This is a genomic window from Aeromonas sp. EU05-FHT14A05 (assembly GCF_058791175.1).
This window is the reverse complement of sequence record NZ_JBYTDH010000005.1, coordinates 136566-153595: the sequence shown is the minus strand read 5'-3', so window position 1 is coordinate 153595 and position 17030 is coordinate 136566. Positions and strand designations below refer to the sequence as shown.

Genomic DNA, 17030 nt, shown 5'->3' with positions numbered 1-17030 from the left:
CAACCAGCGGGCAATCATGGATGCGCAGGCCTGGCCTGCCGGCATCTGGCGCACTTCACGGCGCCACTCGTGATTCAAACAGATGTTCATTCAGCAACCTCCTGCAACCAGCGGGCAATCATGGATGCGCAGGCCTGGCCTGCCGGCATCTGGCGCACTTCACGGCGCCACTCGTGATTCAAGCAGATGTTCATTCAGCAACCTCCTGCAACCAGCGCGCAATCATGGATGCGCAGGCCTGGCCTGCCGGCATCTGGCGCATTTCACGGCGCCACTCGTGACTCAAACAGCTGTTCATTCAGCAACCTCCTGCAACCAGCGCGCTATGGTGCGCAGACCGTGCCCCTTGGCACCGGTCGCCCACAGCTCGTTGCCGGATTTCTGATAGGAGGCGGAGAGATCCAGGTGCACCCAGCCCTTGCCCTCGTCACGGACGAAGCGCGACAAGAACGCGGCGGCCGTGGTGGCACCGGCGGTGCCTTCGGCGGAGGCCACGTTGCCCAGCTCGGCGAAGGCCGAGGTGAGCTGCCCCACATGCCAGGGTTCCAGCGGCAGGGGCCAGGCCTTCTCGTTCTCGGCTTTCGCGGCGGCTAGGGCGCGCGCCTGCTCCCGTTCGTCCAGGGCAAACACGGCGTTGTAGTCGCGGCCCAGCGCCGTCTTGGCGGCGCCGGTCAGGGTGGCGGCATCGAGAATGTGGGCGGCGCCGCTGTCGGAGGCCGCCAGCAGGCCGTCGGCCAGCACCAGGCGCCCTTCGGCGTCGGTGTTCTGGATCTCCACCGAGATGCCGTTCTTGTAGGTGAGGATGTCGCCGAGCTTGAAGGCGTGGCCTGAGACCAGGTTCTCGGCGCAGCAGAGGATGAGTTTCACCCGCTTGTCGAGACCGCGGCTGATGGCGAGCGCCAGGGCGCCGGTCACCATGGCGGCACCGCCCATGTCGGACTTCATCGGCAGCATGTTGTCAGAGGACTTCATGGAGTAGCCACCGGAGTCGAAGGTGATGCCCTTGCCCACCAGGGCCGCCACCACGGGGGCGTTGCGATCCCCGGTCGGGTTGTAGTCCAGCTCCAGCAGCACTGGCTCGCGCTCGCTGCCGCGGCCCACCGACCAGATCCCGATATGGCCGGCCTCCCGCAGGGCTTCCCCTGCGGTGATGCGGGCGGTGACCTGATCGCCACCCAGGCCGCGGATCAGCAGCAGGGCGGACTCCGCCAGGCTCATGGGGTAGATCTCTTCCGGGCAACCGTTGGTCACCTCGCGCACCCAGCGGGTCGCCTTGACGAGGGCCTCCAGCTCGCGGGCATCCGCTGCGCTCTGCTCGCCGAAGTCCAGTTCACGCTGCCCCTTGGCGGCGTAGAAACCCTGGGCGAAGGCGTAGCGACGCTCCAGATCCCAGCCCTCACCGGCCAGGCTCACCCCCTTGATGCCGCTCGATTCGAGTCGGCGGGCCGCCCGTTGAATGGTGCGCAGGGCATCCTGCTGCTGGACGCTGGCCCCCAGGTGGATCAGGGTCTCCTCACCGCTGAAACTGAGCAGGGCGCCTTCACCCCAGTGGGCGGCAGCGGCCTGGGCGGATAACAGTACCTTCATCATGTCAGCCATCTTCTCTTGCTTCCTTTTTTCTTGGCACGATTCATTAACAACGCGGGGTAACGGAGACAAAAAAGGCCGTTCCCCCGAGGGGTACGGCCTTCACCATATCATCACTGCGCCATGGGATGCTGCACGCGCAATTCACTCATGTGTAATTAGCGGGTCAATCAATGACGCTCGGAGGCGAGGTTGATGGTGTACTTGGGCAGCTCCACCACCAGATCCTCGTCCGCCAGACGGGCCTGGCAACTCAGGCGGGATTCCGGCTCCAGTCCCCATGCCTTGTCCAGCATGTCGTCTTCCAGCTCATCGCTCGGCTCGAGGGAGTCAAACCCCTCACGCACCACGCAGTGGCAGGTGGTACAGGCACAGGACTTCTCGCAGGCATGCTCGATCTCGATGCCGTTGCGCAGGGCGATGTCCAGTATGGTCTCACCGGTCGCGCCCTCGAGGGCGGCGCCGTCCGGACAGAGTTCGGGGTGAGGCAGAATGATCAGTTTGGGCATATTACACCTTGTTGACGTTTTGGCCGGTCAGCACCTTGCGAATGGACGCATCCATGCGACGGGCCGCAAACTCGCCACTGACGGCATCCGCCGCCTCGATGGCATCTTTGATTTGATTGGTTGTGCCTGTGGCACGCATGGCCAGCAGATGAGTGATCGCGGTGTCGATCTCGGCACGTTCGGCGGCACTCAGCAGCGCCTCGCCATCGGCGGCCAGCGCCGCATTGAGGCTCTCCACCACCCGATCGGCTTCGACCTGCTGCTCCGCCAGCATGCGGGCATCCATGTCCTGCTGGGCATTGGCGATGGAGGCGCTCAGCATGCTGAGGATGTCCTCTTCCGCCAAGCCATAGGAGGGCTTGACCTGGATCTCCGCCTGCACGCCGGAGGATTTCTCCATAGCGCTGACCGACAGCAGCCCGTCCGCATCCACCTGGAAGGTGACGCGAATGTGGGCGGCGCCGGCCGCCATGGGCGGAATACCGGTCAGGGTGAAGCGGGCCAGGGAGCGGCAATCCGCCACCAGCTCGCGTTCTCCCTGCACCACGTGGATAGCCATGGCAGTCTGGCCATCCTTGAAGGTGGTGAACTCCTGGGCACGGGCCACCGGTATGGTGGTGTTGCGCGGGATCACCTTCTCGGCAAGCCCCCCCATGGTCTCAAGACCGAGAGAGAGCGGGATCACGTCCAGCAGCAGCATCTCGGCATCGGGCTTGTTGCCCACCAGGATGTCGGCCTGGATGGCGGCGCCGATGGCGACCACCTTGTCCGGATCTATGCTGGTCAGCGGCGTACGCTGGAAGAACTCCCCCACCTGCTCGCGCACCAGCGGCACCCGGGTGGAGCCCCCCACCATCACCACTTCCAGCACCTCCACCTGCTCGAGCCCCGCATCGCGCAGGGCGCGGCGGCAGGCCAGCAGGGTGCGCTTGACCAGCGGCAGGATGAGCTCGTCGAACTGGCTGCGGCTCACCTCCCCCTGCCAGCCGGCAAAGGTGCAGGCAACGCGGTCGGCATCCGTCAGGCCGTGCTTGACCGCCGCCGCCACGTCCAGCAGCTCGCGCTGGGTGCGGGCATCGAGCTGGCCGCTCAGGCCGGCTTGCGCCTTGATCCAGTCCGCCAGCAGGTGATCGAAGTCATCGCCTCCCAGCGCCGAGTCGCCGCCGGTGGCCATCACCTCGAACACCCCGCGATGCAGACGCAGGATGGAGATGTCGAAGGTGCCGCCACCGAGGTCATAGACGGCAATCACCCCTTCCTGACCGGAGTCGAGGCCGTAGGCGATGGCGGCGGCGGTGGGCTCGTTGAGCAGGCGCAGCACGTGCAGGCCGGCCAGACGGGCCGCATCCTTGGTGCCCTGGCGCTGGGCGTCGTCGAAATAGGCGGGCACTGTGATGACCACGCCGTCGAGGTCGCCCCCCAGGGAGGCGGCGCCGCGCTCGGCCAGTTTTTTCAGGATCTCCGCCGAGACCTGCACCGGATTGACCAGCCCCTGGCGAGTCTGGATCTGGGGCATGCCGTTGTCGGCGGCCACGAACTCGTAAGGCTGCTGACGGGTATCCATGTCGGCCAGCGCCTTGCCCATCATCCGTTTGACCGAGACGATGGTGTTGTGGGGATCGAGGGCGGCTTCGCGCTTGGCGTCAAAGCCCACCCTGATGGCGGCGTCCTGGCCAGCTTGATAGTGCACCACAGAGGGCAGCAGATCGCGCCCCTGCTCGTCACACAGGGTGTCGGCCTGGCCGCTGCGTACGGCGGCAACCAGGGAGTTGGTGGTGCCGAGATCGATGCCTACGGCACGTTTGTGCTGATGAGGTGCGGCGCTCTGGCCGGGCTCGGCGATTTGCAGTAATGCCATGGGTAATCACAATTCCAGCGTTAGAGGGTCAAGACTCGAACAGCGAGTCTTCGAATCGTTCCAGCTCCTCGAGGAGCTTGTCGACAAACTTGAGTTTGCGCACGCAGTCGGCCGCCGCCAGATCTTCACCCGCGGTGAGGGCATCGGTCAGCCGTTGCATCAGAGACTGGTGATCATGCCTGATCTCGCGACGAAAATCTTCGATGGCCCCCTCAGGATCCGCTTCTCCTTTCAACTCGGCCAGGCGCTCGCGCCACTCCAGCTGTTGCATCAGGAAAGAGGTGTCTTGCAGGGTCTGTTGCTCGCCTCGAATGTCGGTGCCGCGCAGGGAGAGCAGGTATTCGGCTCGGCGCAGGGGGGACTTGAGGGTGGTGAAGGCATCGTTGATCTGGGCGGCACGCTGCACCGCGGCCAACTGCTCCCGCTCGGGGGCGGTGGCAAAACGATCGGGGTGAAACCGGGTTTGCAACTGGCGGTAGGTGTCTGCCAGCTGGCGGGTATCGAGCTCGAAGCCCTCTGCCAGCCCGAACAGCTCGAAATGATTCATTCTGTGTCCTCAGACTCGAAGGCTAGTGCCTTCCTCACCATCCATCTTGAACGGCAAAGCCGGCAGCAGGCTGCCGGCTTCATCGATTAGACGCTGAAGCTCTCGCCACAACCGCACTCGCCCTTGGCGTTCGGGTTGTTGAACTGGAAGCCCTCGTTGAGGCCCTCCTTGACGAAGTCCAGCTCGGTGCCATCCAGATGGATCAGGCTCTTGGCATCGACGATGATCTTGACACCGTTCTGCTCGAACACCTGATCCTCAGCGGCCAGCTCATCCACAAACTCGAGCACATAGGCAAGGCCAGAACAGCCGGTGGTCTTAACGCCGAGGCGCAGGCCTATGCCCTTGCCCCGGTTGGTTATGAAAGAGGAAACCCGTGCCGCTGCGGCATCTGTCATGGTAATGGCCATACTGCTCTCCGGACCTTAGAGACCTTTCTTCTGCTTGTAATCGGCGATGGCGGCCTTGATGGCATCCTCCGCCAGAATGGAGCAGTGGATCTTCACCGGTGGCAGGGCCAGCTCTTCGGCGATGTCGGTGTTCTTGATGCCGGCGGCTTCGTCCAGGGTCTTGCCCTTGACCCACTCGGTCACCAGGGAGCTGGAGGCGATGGCGGAGCCACAGCCGTAGGTCTTGAACTTGGCGTCTTCGATGATGCCGTCGTCGCTGATCTTCAGTTGCAGCTTCATCACGTCGCCACAGGCCGGCGCGCCGACCATGCCGGTCGCGATGCTGGGGTCGTTCTTGTCAAAACCACCGACGTTGCGGGGATTCTCGTAGTGGTCGATTACTTTTTCACTGTAAGCCATATCTAACTCCTGCTAATGCCGTTGTTCACCAAACACTTGCCACGCTGGCAAGGATCAGTGATGTGCCCATTCGACCGTGTTCAGATCGACGCCGTCCTTGAACATCTCCCACAGGGGGGACATCTCGCGCAGACGACCGATGGAGTCGCAGATGAGCTTGATTGCGTAGTCGATCTCTTCCTCTGTGGTGAAGCGACCAATGCTGAAGCGGATGGAGCTGTGTGCCAGCTCGTCGTTCAGGCCCAGGGCGCGCAGCACGTAGGAAGGCTCCAGGCTGGCCGAGGTACAGGCCGAACCGGAAGAGACAGCCAGATCCTTCAGCGCCATGATGAGGGATTCCCCTTCCACATAGGCGAAGCTGACGTTCAGGTTACCCGGGACACGCTGGTCCAGATCGCCATTGATATAGACTTCTTCGATGTTCTTGATGCCGTCCCACAGACGCTGACGCAGGGCCATGATGTGCTGGCTCTCGCTCGCCATCTCTTCCTTGGCGATGCGGAAAGCCTCGCCCATACCGACGATCTGGTGAGTCGCCAGGGTGCCGGAACGCATGCCGCGCTCATGACCGCCACCGTGCATCTGGGCTTCCAGGCGCACCCGCGGCTTGCGGCGCACGTAGAGGGCACCTATGCCTTTCGGGCCGTATACCTTGTGGGCGGACATGGAGAGCAGGTCCACTTTCAGGGCTTCCACGTCGACCGGGATCTTGCCCACGCTCTGGACCGCGTCCACGTGCAGCAGGATCTTGCGGGAGCGGCACAGCTCGCCGATGGCGGCGATGTCCTGCACCACACCGATCTCGTTGTTGACGTGCATGATGCTGACCAGGATGGTGTCATCGCGCAGGGCACCTTCGATCTGCGCCAGGGTGAACAGGCCGTTTGGCATCGGCTCGAGGTAGGTCACCTCGTAGCCTTCACGCTCCAGTTGACGGCAGGTGTCGAGCACCGCCTTGTGTTCAGTCTTGGAGGTGATGATGTGCTTGCCCTTGCCAGCATAGAAGTGGGCTATGCCCTTGATGGCCAGGTTGTTGGATTCGGTCGCGCCGGAGGTGAAGACGATCTCGCGAGGATCTGCACCAATCAGCTCTGCCACTTGATTACGGGCCAGGTCCACCGCCTCTTCGGCCTGCCAGCCGAAACGGTGAGAGCGGGAGGCAGGATTGCCAAACAGGCCGTCCATGGTGAGGCACTGCATCATTTTTTCTGCGACACGCGGGTCCACCGGACAGGTTGCCGAATAATCAAGGTAAATAGGCAGTTTCATGTTTTTCTCCGTTACGACGGGGTCACACAGCGACTCGTCGTGGAAAGCACGTTTATAGTTGGACTTTCAAGCTCACATCACCGCGTTCTGCCCGGTCAACCAGGGACAACACGGTCTTCATTTGTTCATCTTGCTTGCCGGCGATGCGGCGCACATCGGCCTGACCGACCAGCTCCGCCAGGGTGATGTCCCCCAGGAAACTGGAAATACGCTCGCTCAAGTCACGCCACAGGGAGTGGGTCAGGCACTGGGTACCGCCGTGGCAGCCACCCTTGCCGAGACACTTGGTCGCATCGACCGACTCATCGACCGCGGTGATCACCTGACCTACCGAGATCTCGCCAGGGGCCAGGCCGAGGCGATAACCGCCACCCGGGCCGCGCACGCTGCTCACCAGTCCATGCTTGCGCAGACGGGCAAACAGTTGTTCCAGATAGGACAAGGAGATGCCCTGGCGCTCTGAAATATCAGCCAGGGGAACGGGCCCCTGCTCTGCATGCAACGCCACGTCTAGCATGGCTGTCACAGCGTAACGTCCTTTTGAGGTCAGTCTCATATGCCTTACCGTCTTGCGAACAAATCAATATGGGCACATGGTCACATACCCGACTAAAACAGTCAAGTATATGCTTGAGTAAATCAGTCGGGATTAATCCTGTGGCCGGGCTTTCTGCACCGAGGTGAGAATGCCCCGCAATATATTCAATTCAACCACTTCCGGCCGGGCGCGATTGAACAGACGACGCAGCTTGCTCATCACATGACCGGGGTGATCATCGGCAATGAAACCTGTCTTCTGCAGGGTCTGCTCCAGGTGCAGATAGAAGCCTTCCAGCTGCTGCGCGCTGGGATAATCGGCCCGCTCCGCCTCTGCGCCCGCCGTGTCACTCCCCTGAGTATCCAGCCAGTGCATCCGCACCTCGTAGCAGAGGGTCTGCACCGCCATGGCCAGATTGAGGGAGCTGTAGTCGGGATTGGCCGGGATGGCCACGTGGTAGTGGCACTTTTGCAACTCGTCGTTGGTGAGGCCGGTGCGTTCACGGCCAAACACCAGGGCAACCGGGTGCGTCACCCCTTCCGTCACCAGCTTCTCGCCCGCTTCACGGGGATCCAGCATGGGCCAGCTCAGGGTGCGGGATCGGGCACTGGTGCCGATGACCAGGCCGCAATCGGCGATGGCGTCGTCCAGCGTCTGGACTATGCGGGCATTGGCCAGCACATCGCTGGCCCCTGCTGCCAGGGCGATGGCATCGTCATCTGGCAAGGCTTGCGGATCGACCAACACCAGCTGCGTCAGCCCCATGGTCTTCATGGCTCTCGCCGCAGACCCCATGTTGCCGGTGTGAGAGGTGTTTACCAACACGATACGAATCTGATCCAACATGCCCAGTCAATCTTCAGTCAAAAATGGCGCGCAATTGTAACATAACCAATCGCTATTTTGGCACCGCTTCTGACCCCGCATTTCAGAACAAAAGTGATGGTTCGTATAACCAACCGGCCTGAAGGCGGGAAAAGGGAGGGCTAACCTTAGAGGGTCGAGCTGCATTACCCGGAGTCACCCTCTCATGCTTCCCCCCTGGATCTATGAACAACTGCCGCTGCTTTACCTGCTGCTCTCCGCCGCGCTGTGGTCCTTTGCCCACTCCCCGCTGCTCTGGCTCGCGGCAACTCTGCTGTTTGCCGTGGGTGCTCTCCTCTGGATGATGCGCTCCAACTACAGGCGCACCGATCTGATCATCTATCCCGCCAAGCGCTGGTTGCAACCGGAGTGGTACTACGAGGCCCTGCCCTTCCTGTGGCTGGCACTCGGGCTGGTGCTGCTGCGCCTGCCTGACACCACGGCCCTGCTCGCCCTGCTCCCCTGTCTCTGGGCCGGTCGCTGCCTGTGGGCCCGGCGGCGTCACCGCCATCATGCCCGGGGGCTGGCCCTGCAGCTGAGACGCGGCTCAGGCCATAGACGCGGGCAGCGGATCCTGCGCTGATCGCACCCGCGCTATCAGGGTGGCCAGATCCATCAGGGGATATTTCATCAGCCCGGGCAGCCCATCGAGATCCAGGCTGTCCATCAGGTTCTTCACCTCGAGGCCCAGCTCGGTATCCCCTTCTATCTTCAGCCTGCGCTGGAAGAAGAGGGAGTCCGGATCCTCCTTGCGACCGGCAATCAGGATGAGATCCTGGCTGCTGCCGCTGAAGCAGACATCGGCTCGCTCGCATTCACGGGCCACCACCAGTTTTCCCTCTCGCTCGCTGACGAACCAGCAGAGATCGAGATCCGATACCTCGACTTTGAGCCACTTGCCCGCCAGGAAGGCGAAATCCCCGTCCTGGATGGCTTCCTTGAACGCCTGCGCCAGCAAGGCCTCCATCAGGTTTTGCTGCAGGGTGAAGGGCACCAGCTTGAGGGGATGACGCAAGAGACGAGGGGCCTGTTCGATCAGGCGGCGTTGCAGTTGTTGAAACACGATAAACTCCCAGTTTTTTGCCCATTCAAACACAGTGCAATTATCAGGATCCTGTTGAAAATCAAACTTGTGCCCACTTACCTCAAGAAGGGTAAAGCCACCTAAAGCTGCCTCAGGTCAAAAAGCGGGGGTCCAAGCCTGCATACAATCGGGCCACTTTTTGCATTTTTGCCCTCTCGGAGCGTACCCGATGGAATTACTCTGCCCGGCAGGCAGCCTGCCGGCACTGAAGACAGCCGTGGATAACGGGGCCGATGCCGTCTATATCGGCTTCAAGGATGACACCAATGCCCGCCACTTCGCCGGGCTCAACTTCACGGACAGCAAGCTGGAAAGAGCGGTGGACTATGTGCACCGACACGGCCGCAAGCTGCACATCGCCATCAACACCTTCGCCCACCCGGGCTCGGATGCCAGATGGAAGCAGGCGGTGGACAGAGGGGTGGCGCTCGGTGCCGATGCCCTCATCATCGCCGATCTCGCCGTGCTGGATTACGCCAGCCGCCACCATCCCGACATGGAGCTCCATGTCTCGGTCCAGGCCAGCGCCACCAACGCTGCCGCCATCCGCTTCTACCAGCAGCACTTCAACGTCGGCCGGGTGGTGCTGCCACGGGTGCTCTCCATGCACCAGGTCAGGCAGCTGGCCCGCGAGACCGATGTCGGCCTCGAGGTGTTCGCCTTCGGCAGCCTCTGCATCATGGCGGAGGGGCGCTGCTATCTCTCCTCCTACATGACGGGCGAAAGCCCCAATACAGTGGGCGCCTGCTCCCCCGCCAAGTTCGTACGCTGGGAAGAGACCCCCCGCGGTCTCGAATCCCGTCTCAACGAGGTGCTGATCGATCGCTACGGCCCGGGGGAAAACGCCGGCTACCCGACCCTGTGCAAGGGGCGTTTCGAGGTGGATGGCCAGACCTACCACGCCCTGGAGGAGCCTACCAGCCTCAACACCCTCGGCCTCTTGCCCGAGCTGTTCCAGACCGGGATCCAGTCAGTCAAGATCGAGGGCCGCCAGCGCAGCCCCGCCTATGTCGAACAGGTGACCCGGGTCTGGCGCGCCGCCATCGACGCCTATCAGGCCAACCCCGACGCCTACAGCGTCAAGAGCGAGTGGGATGCCCAGCTTGCCCGCGTCTCCGAGGGAAGCCAGACAACCCTCGGCGCCTATCATCGCCAGTGGCAATAAAAGGAGCACATCATGCAATTCTCTCTCGGGCCCCTGCTCTTCTACTGGCCCAAGGCCGATACCCAGGCCTTCTATGAGGCGGCGGCGCAGAGCCAGGCCGACATCATCTATCTGGGCGAGACGGTGTGCAGCAAGCGCCGCGAACTGAAAGGGGATGACTGGATTGCCCTGGCCCGCCAGGTGGCGAGCTCGGGCAAGCAGGCCGTGCTCTCCACCCTGGCGCTGATCTCGGCGCCGTCTGAGCTCAAGGAGGTCAAGCGGCTGGTCGACAACGGCGATCTCATGATCGAGGCCAACGATCTCGGCGCCGTTCAGCTCGCCTGGGAGGCGGGGCTGCCCTTCGTGTGTGGCCCGGCCATCAATGCCTACAATGCCGAGGTGCTTCGCATGCTGCTCAAGCAGGGGATGCGGCGCTGGGTGATGCCGGTGGAGCTCTCCCGCGACTGGCTGGTACAGCTCAGCCAGGATCTGGGGCCGGCCCGCCAGCAGTTCGAGGTGGAGGTGTTCGCTTACGGCCACCTGCCGCTCGCCTATTCGGCGCGCTGTTTTACCGCCCGCTCCCTCGACAAGCCCAAGGACAACTGCGAGCTCGCCTGCATCCACTACCCCACTGGGCGCCTCGCCAGCAGCCGCGAGGGGCAGAAGGTGTTCAATCTCAACGGTATCCAGACCCAGTCCGGCTACTGCTACAACCTCGGCAACGAGATCGAAGGCATGGCGGGACTGGTAGACGTGGTGCGCCTCTCCCCCGAAGGGATGGAGACACTCGACATGCTGGCCCGTTTCAAGGCCAACCAGCAGGGTCAGGCCCCCCTCCCCCTGCAGCAGGAGCGGGACTGCAACGGTTACTGGCGGCAGATCCCCGGCATGAGCCTGGTGGAATAACGGCACAACCTGTGTCACAGACAGCAAAAAGGCCTCATCAAGAGGCCTTTTTCACTGAGGGCGGATGCCCTTATCACGCTTTGCTGTTTTTGCCCTGGGCACCCGGCGGCAAGGGCTTGCGCGCCATCAGCTCCAGCTCGAGCAGGGCATAGCGATGCTCGATGAAGTCATAGACGTTGTTGGCCAGCGCCAGCTTGAAGTAGCTGATGGCTTCCTTGCGGTTGCCCTTGGCCAGCTCGAACTTGCCGAGGTAGAAGTAGGTTTCGCACAGGCGCTCGGCGAGCTCCCGGTTGTCTTTCACCCCTTTCACCACGTTGCCCATCAGCTGGGTGGCGTTGATCTCGCCGGTATAGAGGCGGACCAGATCCCAGTTCCAGGCGTCGTCATCATACTTGTTCAGCCGCTCGCGCATCCGGCTCATGGCCGCCGGCCCGTTGAGCTTCTGCTCGGCCAGATAGAGCCAGATCACCCGGTAGGGATCTTCCGGCTGCGCCTCGTAGAAACGCTTCATGTCGGCGGTGGCCAGCTCGGGCCTGTTGCCGTAATAGAGCGCTATGCCACGGTTGAGGTAGGCGTAATCGTAATCCGGGGCGAGCTCGAGTGCCGAATCGAATGCCTCATAGGCCTCGTCATAGTTCTGTTGCTGAACCAGATAGACACCGATGAAGTTGTAAGCCTCGGCAAAGTCGGGCTTCTCCCGCAGGGCGCGGTTGAAGTCGAGCCGAGCGAGGGAACGAAGGCCAACCCGGTCAAACACCACGGCACGCTCATAGAAGAGTTCGGCGCGCTGTTCGGTCGTCAATTCCATTTCACTGAGCATCTGCCCGAGTCGCGCCAAGGCCAACTCGCTCTGGTAGGAGACCTGCAAGGGGGTCGCCAATACCAATGAAGCGGGTTGCGGCTTGGGAACTTGAGGCGCTGTAACCTGACTGCTACTGCTGCATCCCCACATGGGGAGCAACAACAGGATACCGGTGAGGTATCCAATCCCTATCCTGACGTTCAATGAACACTCCGACGCTTACGCTTGACCCCGCATATGGTAAAGGTCAACCGGCCTTTTGTCATGTGGCGCAACCCCTATCCCTCAAATAAATCAGGATTCGACAGGGTATCCGGCATCACGCCAACCACGAAAGCCTCCATCGACGCTGACCACCCGGGAATACCCCATCTTCCGCAGGTTGTCCGCCGCCAGGATGGAGCGAAATCCCCCACCACAATAGAGGTAGAGCTCGGTGTCGGGATCGGGAAAACGGGTCTCGATGTCCCGCTCCATCACACCGCGGCCCAGGTGTTCCGCCCCCGGCAGGTGCCCTGTCGCCCACTCGTTATCTTCCCGCACGTCGATCAGGTGAAAAGCACGGCCTTCTTCCTGCCAGCGCCTGATCTGGTGCACGTCGGTTTCCCGTACCTGCGGGCGAATGGCCTCTACCAGGGCCAGAAAACGGGGATTGTGTTGCATGGCTTGCTCCTTGCATTTGAGGATGGGGGCTGGGGAGCATAATGACTCAGCCGCGCCCCAAGAGAAAGGGCGCCTTGTGGCGCCCTTGTCTGTTACGGCAGGATCTCTTGCTGATCCGCCCCTTCTTTTTCCACCTGGGTCGGCAGCATGTGCTCCCGCTTGACCCCGAAGAACATGGCAGAGGCACTCGCCACATAGATGGAGGAGTAGGTCCCGAAGGCCACCCCTATCACCATGGCGATGGCAAAACCGTGGATCAGCGGGCCCCCCTTGAGCAGCAGCGCCACCACCACCACGAAGGTCAACCCCGAGGTGATGATGGTCCGGCTCAGGGTCTCGGTCATGGAGAGATCCATGATCTCGGCGGTATCCCCCCGACGCACCTTGCGGAAATTCTCCCGCACCCGGTCGAACACCACTATGGTGTCGTTCAGGGAGTAGCCCACCAGGGTCATCAGCGCCGCCAGCACGGTCAGGTCGAACTCGTACTGGAAGTAGGCGAAGATGCCGAGGGTGATGATGACGTCGTGGGCCAGGGAGAGGATGCCCCCCATGGCCAGACGCCACTCGAACCGCACCGCCACGTAGGCCAGGATACAGAGGATGGAGGCCAGCATGGCCAGGGCACCGTCTGTCGCCAGCTCGTCACCCACCGAAGGACCGACGAACTCGACCCGCTTGAGCACGGCGCCCTCGTCGATCAGCTTGGCGGCTGCCAGTACCTCGTTGCCCTGCTGCTCGACCTTGACCCCCTCTTGGGGGGCCATGCGCACCAGCACGTCGCGGCTGGAGCCGAAGAACTGCAGGGTCGCCCCTTCAATCTTCTGCTCGTCCAGCGCTTCGTGCATCTTGTCCAGGCTCACCGATTGCTGGAACCCCACCTCTATGGTGGTGCCCCCGGTAAAGTCCAGCCCCCAGTTCAGGCCGCGATCGAACAGGCAGAACAGGGCGAGCATCGTCAGCAAGGCAGAGAACACCATTCCCGACTTGGCGAAACGCATGAAGGGGATGGGCTTTTCAAAATGTAGGATCTGAAACATGTCTCTTCCTTAGATCGGCAGCTTGTCGATGCGCCGTCCGCCCCAGGCCAGGTTGATGATGGCGCGGGATACAGTAATGGCCGTAAACATGGAGGCGGTCAGACCTATGCCCAGGGTCAGGGCGAAGCCCTTGATGGCGCCGGTGCCGATGCCAAACAGGATCACACAGGTGATGAGCGAGGTGACGTTCGAGTCGGCGATGGTCGAGAAGGCGCGGTCAAAGCCCATGTGGATGGCTTGCTGCACCCCGCGGCCGTTGCGGATCTCTTCACGAATACGCTCGTAGATCAGCACGTTCGCATCCACCGCCATGCCCAGCGTCAGTACAATACCGGCGATACCCGGCAGGGTCATGGTGGCCCCCGGTATCATCGACATGATGCCGACGATCAGCACCAGGTTCATGGAGAGGGCCAGATTGGCCACCCAACCGAACGCACGGTAGTAGATCCCCATGAACAGCACTATCACCAGCATGGCCCAGCCGATGGCTTCCATCCCGCTGTCGATGTTCTGCTGACCCAGGCTCGGGCCTATGGTGCGCTCTTCGACGATCTGGATGGGGGCTATCAGGGCACCGGCACGCAGCAACAGTGCCAGGTTGTGGGCTTCGTTGGCGTTGTCGATGCCGGTGATGCGGAACTGGCTGCCAAGGCGCGACTGGATGGTGGCGACGTTGATCACCTCCTCCTGCTTGCGGAACTTGCGCTTGCCGTCCGGACCGGGTTGACCCACCGGCTTGTACTCGATGAAGACGGTGGCCATGCCCTTACCGACGTTGTCCTTGGTAAAGTTGGCCATCTTGTTGCCACCCTGGCCATCGAGCTTGATGTTGACCTGGGGACGGCTGTATTCATCGAAACCGGACTGGGCACCCACTATGTGGTCACCGGTCAGGATCACGCGCTTTTGCAGCACCACGGGACGACCGTTGCGATCGTTGTAGACCTTGGAGCTCGGCGGCACCCGGCCTGCGGCCGCGGCCTGGATGTCGGCGGCCTCATCGACCATGTGGAACTCCAGGGTGGCGGTGGCCCCCAGGATCTCCTTGGCACGGGCGGTGTCCTGGATACCGGGCAGCTCCACCACGATGCGCTCGGCACCCTGCTGTTGTACCAGCGGCTCGGCCACACCCAGCTCGTTCACCCGGTTACGGATGATGGTGATGTTCTGCTCGAGGGCGTACTTCTTCACTTCCTTGATCTTGGCTTCACTCAAGCCGGCCAGCAGGATGAAGTCATCCCCTTTCTGCTCGGTGGTGAAGGTGAGATCCGGATTCTGCCGACGCAGGAAAGAGGCCGCCTTGGCCTGATCGGCCTCCTCGCGGAACACCACCTGCACCTGATCACCCACCCGGCGCACGCCGGAGTAACGGATCTTCTGGGTGCGCAGCTCGGAGCGGAAATCCTGCACCATCTGCTCTTGCTGCTTGGTCAGCGCCTCGGCCATGTCCACTTCCATCAGGAAGTGCACACCACCGCGCAGGTCCAGACCCAGCTTGAGGGGAGCGGCGCCGATGGCTTCGAGCCAGGCAGGGGTGGAAGGTGCCAGGTTGAGGGCAGTGATGAAGTTGTCGCCCAGCTTGTTGGCGACGATGTCACGTGCCTTGAGCTGGTCTTCGGTATTGGTGAACCGGATCAGGATGAAACCGTGTTCGAACGCAGCATGTTTGACCGGGATCTGAGCCGCTTCGAGCGTCTCCTTCACCTGATCGAGCGTCTCTAGTTTGACTTCGGCACCACGGCTGGCAGATACCTGCAAGGCCGGGTCTTCGCCGTAAAGATTGGGGGCTGCATATAGAAAACCGATGGCGATCACGACGATCACCATCAGGTATTTCCACAGCGGATAGCGATTTAACACGCTGTGCTCCTCGGGAGATTAAAGGGACTGGATAGAACCCTTGGGCAGAACGGCAGAGACGAAATCACGCTTGATGGTGACCTGGGTCTGATCGTTCAGGGCCAGCACTATGTAGTCGCTATCGGCGGAGACCTTGGCGATCTTGCCGACCAGGCCACCTGAGGTGAGCACTTCGTCACCCTTGGCCAGGGAGCTCATCAGATCGCGATGAGTCTTGGCGCGCTTGGCCTGGGGACGGTAGATCATGAAATAGAAGATGAGGCCAAACACGGCCAGCATGATGATCATTTCCATGCCACCACCCTGTGCACCCGGAGCTGCGCCTTCTGCATACGCCTTGGAGATAATGCTCATTTAACAACCTCTTATTGATGTAGATTTGAAAACTAACTTATATGTCGTTGTTATTTCACGTCATTTTCAGTTAACGGAGGCACGGGCTTCCCTTGCCGACGATAAAACTCAGTTACAAAGTCGTCTAATTTACCCTGCTCGATCGCGTCCCGCAAACCCTGCATCACACGCTGGTAATAACGCAGGTTATGAATGGTATTCAGACGGGCACCGAGGATCTCGTTGCACTTGTCCAGATGGTACAGATAGCTGCGGGTGTAGTTCTTGCAGGTGTAGCAGTCGCAGTCCGCATCCAGGGTGCTGGTGTCCTCGCGATACTTGGCGTTGCGGATCTTGACCACCCCGTCCGTGGTGAACAGATGACCGTTGCGGGCGTTACGGGTCGGCATCACGCAATCGAACATGTCGATGCCGCGGCGCACCCCTTCCACCAGATCTTCGGGCTTGCCCACCCCCATCAGGTAGCGCGGCTTGTCGGCCGGGATCTTCGGGCAGACGTGATCCAGGATGCGATGCATGTCTTCCTTGGGCTCACCCACCGCCAGACCGCCGACCGCATAGCCGTCGAAGCCTATTTCCAGCAGACCGTCCAGGGAGACATCCCGCAGCGGCTCGTAGACGGAGCCCTGGATGATGCCGAACAGGGCGTTCTTGTTGCCAAGGGCATCGAACTTCTCGCGGGAGCGCTTGGCCCAGCGCAGGGACATCTCCATGGACTTGCGCGCCTCTTCGTAGGTCGCCGGATAGGGCGTGCACTCGTCGAAGATCATCACGATGTCGGAGCCCAGATCGTACTGGATCTCCATGGATTTCTCGGGGTCGAGGAAGATCTTCTCGCCGTTGATGGGATGACGGAAGTGCACCCCCTCCTCGGTGATCTTGCGAATGTGACCCAGGCTGAACACCTGGAAACCACCGGAGTCGGTGAGGATGGGGCCCTGCCAGTTCATGAAGTCATGCAGATCCCCGTGGGCGCGCATCACCGCCTGACCCGGCCGCAGCCAGAGGTGGAAGGTGTTGCCAAGCAGGATCTGGGCACCGGTCTCGCGCACCTCTTCCGGGGTCATCCCCTTGACGGTGCCGTAGGTACCGACCGGCATGAAGGCCGGGGTCTGGACCACACCGCGCTCGAATACCAGCTGACCGCGACGGGCGCGACCATCTGTGGTTTTCAGTTCAAATTTCATTGCTAC

At 61.7% G+C, this 17030-nt stretch carries 19 protein-coding genes; 3 read left to right on the top strand and 16 right to left on the bottom strand.

Going from position 1 to position 17030, the window contains the following annotated elements; translation table 11 throughout:
• Nucleotides 1-294 precede the first annotated feature (294 nt).
• The 9 genes from pepB to trmJ form a co-directional block, all read right to left on the bottom strand.
• Nucleotides 295-1599, bottom strand: coding sequence for an aminopeptidase PepB (gene pepB / locus AC3WR3_RS09480; protein ID WP_492291733.1), 1305 nt, complete (start codon nt 1597-1599; stop codon nt 295-297).
• A gap of 158 nt (nt 1600-1757) precedes the next feature.
• The gene (gene fdx, locus AC3WR3_RS09475) at nt 1758-2096 is read right to left on the bottom strand and encodes an ISC system 2Fe-2S type ferredoxin (RefSeq protein WP_005324284.1); all 339 of its coding nucleotides are present in this window, start codon (nt 2094-2096) and stop codon (nt 1758-1760) included.
• 1 nt (nt 2097) lies between these two features.
• On the bottom strand, nt 2098-3954 hold the full coding sequence (gene hscA, locus AC3WR3_RS09470; RefSeq protein WP_492291732.1) for a Fe-S protein assembly chaperone HscA: 1857 nt from the start codon (nt 3952-3954) through the stop codon (nt 2098-2100).
• Between the two features lie 28 nt (nt 3955-3982).
• Nucleotides 3983-4501, bottom strand: coding sequence for a co-chaperone HscB (hscB, locus tag AC3WR3_RS09465; RefSeq protein WP_043131709.1), 519 nt, complete (start codon nt 4499-4501; stop codon nt 3983-3985).
• 86 nt (nt 4502-4587) lie between these two features.
• Nucleotides 4588-4911: an iron-sulfur cluster assembly protein IscA gene (gene iscA / locus AC3WR3_RS09460; protein WP_005324290.1), complete on the bottom strand. Its 324-nt coding sequence runs from the start codon at nt 4909-4911 to the stop codon at nt 4588-4590.
• A 15-nt stretch (nt 4912-4926) separates the two neighbouring features.
• The gene (gene iscU / locus AC3WR3_RS09455; protein ID WP_005299770.1) at nt 4927-5310 is read right to left on the bottom strand and encodes a Fe-S cluster assembly scaffold IscU; all 384 of its coding nucleotides are present in this window, start codon (nt 5308-5310) and stop codon (nt 4927-4929) included.
• Nucleotides 5311-5364: 54 nt separating this feature from the next.
• Nucleotides 5365-6579, bottom strand: a complete 1215-nt coding sequence (locus AC3WR3_RS09450; protein WP_492291731.1) for an IscS subfamily cysteine desulfurase — start codon at nt 6577-6579, stop codon at nt 5365-5367.
• A 52-nt stretch (nt 6580-6631) separates the two neighbouring features.
• A complete protein-coding gene (gene iscR / locus AC3WR3_RS09445; RefSeq protein ID WP_025327241.1) occupies nt 6632-7135 on the bottom strand; it encodes a Fe-S cluster assembly transcriptional regulator IscR in 504 nt (167 codons plus the stop codon).
• A 93-nt stretch (nt 7136-7228) separates the two neighbouring features.
• The gene (gene trmJ / locus AC3WR3_RS09440; protein WP_492291730.1) at nt 7229-7963 is read right to left on the bottom strand and encodes a tRNA (cytosine(32)/uridine(32)-2'-O)-methyltransferase TrmJ; all 735 of its coding nucleotides are present in this window, start codon (nt 7961-7963) and stop codon (nt 7229-7231) included.
• 184 nt (nt 7964-8147) lie between these two features.
• Here trmJ and AC3WR3_RS09435 point away from each other — a divergent pair, with 184 nt between their 5' ends.
• Nucleotides 8148-8564 carry a hypothetical protein gene (locus tag AC3WR3_RS09435; RefSeq protein ID WP_342058312.1) on the top strand — a complete coding sequence of 139 codons (417 nt, stop codon included), beginning with the start codon at nt 8148-8150 and terminating at the stop codon, nt 8562-8564.
• Here AC3WR3_RS09435 and ubiT read toward each other — a convergent pair.
• On the bottom strand, nt 8529-9044 hold the full coding sequence (gene ubiT, locus AC3WR3_RS09430) for a ubiquinone anaerobic biosynthesis accessory factor UbiT (RefSeq protein ID WP_139434246.1): 516 nt from the start codon (nt 9042-9044) through the stop codon (nt 8529-8531). The two genes, AC3WR3_RS09435 and ubiT, sit on opposite strands and share 36 nt — an antisense overlap.
• 190 nt (nt 9045-9234) lie before the next feature.
• On the opposite strand from ubiT, the gene ubiU reads away from it, so the two are divergent.
• Nucleotides 9235-10230 (top strand): ubiquinone anaerobic biosynthesis protein UbiU, encoded by a 996-nt coding sequence (gene ubiU / locus AC3WR3_RS09425; RefSeq protein ID WP_139434245.1) that lies wholly within the window; start codon nt 9235-9237, stop codon nt 10228-10230.
• 12 nt (nt 10231-10242) lie between these two features.
• A complete protein-coding gene (locus AC3WR3_RS09420; RefSeq protein WP_492291729.1) occupies nt 10243-11115 on the top strand; it encodes a U32 family peptidase in 873 nt (290 codons plus the stop codon).
• A gap of 73 nt (nt 11116-11188) precedes the next feature.
• On the opposite strand, the gene nlpI is transcribed toward AC3WR3_RS09420, so the two are convergent.
• The 6 genes from nlpI to tgt all read right to left on the bottom strand — a co-directional run bounded on the left by nlpI (nt 11189) and on the right by tgt (nt 17024).
• The gene (gene nlpI, locus AC3WR3_RS09415; protein WP_307764782.1) at nt 11189-12121 is read right to left on the bottom strand and encodes a lipoprotein NlpI; all 933 of its coding nucleotides are present in this window, start codon (nt 12119-12121) and stop codon (nt 11189-11191) included.
• A 90-nt stretch (nt 12122-12211) separates the two neighbouring features.
• Nucleotides 12212-12580 (bottom strand): rhodanese-like domain-containing protein, encoded by a 369-nt coding sequence (locus AC3WR3_RS09410; RefSeq protein WP_205641923.1) that lies wholly within the window; start codon nt 12578-12580, stop codon nt 12212-12214.
• Nucleotides 12581-12672: 92 nt separating this feature from the next.
• Nucleotides 12673-13620: a protein translocase subunit SecF gene (gene secF / locus AC3WR3_RS09405; protein ID WP_139434242.1), complete on the bottom strand. Its 948-nt coding sequence runs from the start codon at nt 13618-13620 to the stop codon at nt 12673-12675.
• A gap of 9 nt (nt 13621-13629) precedes the next feature.
• The gene (secD, locus tag AC3WR3_RS09400; protein ID WP_025327250.1) at nt 13630-15483 is read right to left on the bottom strand and encodes a protein translocase subunit SecD; all 1854 of its coding nucleotides are present in this window, start codon (nt 15481-15483) and stop codon (nt 13630-13632) included.
• Between the two features lie 18 nt (nt 15484-15501).
• Nucleotides 15502-15837 (bottom strand): preprotein translocase subunit YajC, encoded by a 336-nt coding sequence (gene yajC / locus AC3WR3_RS09395; RefSeq protein ID WP_041205953.1) that lies wholly within the window; start codon nt 15835-15837, stop codon nt 15502-15504.
• Between the two features lie 50 nt (nt 15838-15887).
• A complete protein-coding gene (tgt, locus tag AC3WR3_RS09390; protein ID WP_247626404.1) occupies nt 15888-17024 on the bottom strand; it encodes a tRNA guanosine(34) transglycosylase Tgt in 1137 nt (378 codons plus the stop codon).
• Between the last annotated feature and the right edge of the window lie 6 nt (nt 17025-17030).

Bases quoted from the DNA above. Each gene is read 5' to 3' on its own strand.
- pepB (WP_492291733.1), bottom strand. From the start codon at position 1,599: ATGGCTGACATGATGAAGGTACTGTTATCCGCCCAGGCCGCTGCCGCC.
- fdx (WP_005324284.1), bottom strand. From the start codon at position 2,096: ATGCCCAAACTGATCATTCTGCCTCACCCCGAACTCTGTCCGGACGGC.
- hscA (WP_492291732.1), bottom strand. From the start codon at position 3,954: ATGGCATTACTGCAAATCGCCGAGCCCGGCCAGAGCGCCGCACCTCAT.
- hscB (WP_043131709.1), bottom strand. From the start codon at position 4,501: ATGAATCATTTCGAGCTGTTCGGGCTGGCAGAGGGCTTCGAGCTCGAT.
- iscA (WP_005324290.1), bottom strand. From the start codon at position 4,911: ATGGCCATTACCATGACAGATGCCGCAGCGGCACGGGTTTCCTCTTTC.
- iscU (WP_005299770.1), bottom strand. From the start codon at position 5,310: ATGGCTTACAGTGAAAAAGTAATCGACCACTACGAGAATCCCCGCAAC.
- AC3WR3_RS09450 (WP_492291731.1), bottom strand. From the start codon at position 6,579: ATGAAACTGCCTATTTACCTTGATTATTCGGCAACCTGTCCGGTGGAC.
- iscR (WP_025327241.1), bottom strand. From the start codon at position 7,135: ATGAGACTGACCTCAAAAGGACGTTACGCTGTGACAGCCATGCTAGAC.
- trmJ (WP_492291730.1), bottom strand. From the start codon at position 7,963: ATGTTGGATCAGATTCGTATCGTGTTGGTAAACACCTCTCACACCGGC.
- AC3WR3_RS09435 (WP_342058312.1), top strand. From the start codon at position 8,148: ATGCTTCCCCCCTGGATCTATGAACAACTGCCGCTGCTTTACCTGCTG.
- ubiU (WP_139434245.1), top strand. From the start codon at position 9,235: ATGGAATTACTCTGCCCGGCAGGCAGCCTGCCGGCACTGAAGACAGCC.
- AC3WR3_RS09420 (WP_492291729.1), top strand. From the start codon at position 10,243: ATGCAATTCTCTCTCGGGCCCCTGCTCTTCTACTGGCCCAAGGCCGAT.
- AC3WR3_RS09410 (WP_205641923.1), bottom strand. From the start codon at position 12,580: ATGCAACACAATCCCCGTTTTCTGGCCCTGGTAGAGGCCATTCGCCCG.
- secF (WP_139434242.1), bottom strand. From the start codon at position 13,620: ATGTTTCAGATCCTACATTTTGAAAAGCCCATCCCCTTCATGCGTTTC.
- yajC (WP_041205953.1), bottom strand. From the start codon at position 15,837: ATGAGCATTATCTCCAAGGCGTATGCAGAAGGCGCAGCTCCGGGTGCA.
- tgt (WP_247626404.1), bottom strand. From the start codon at position 17,024: ATGAAATTTGAACTGAAAACCACAGATGGTCGCGCCCGTCGCGGTCAG.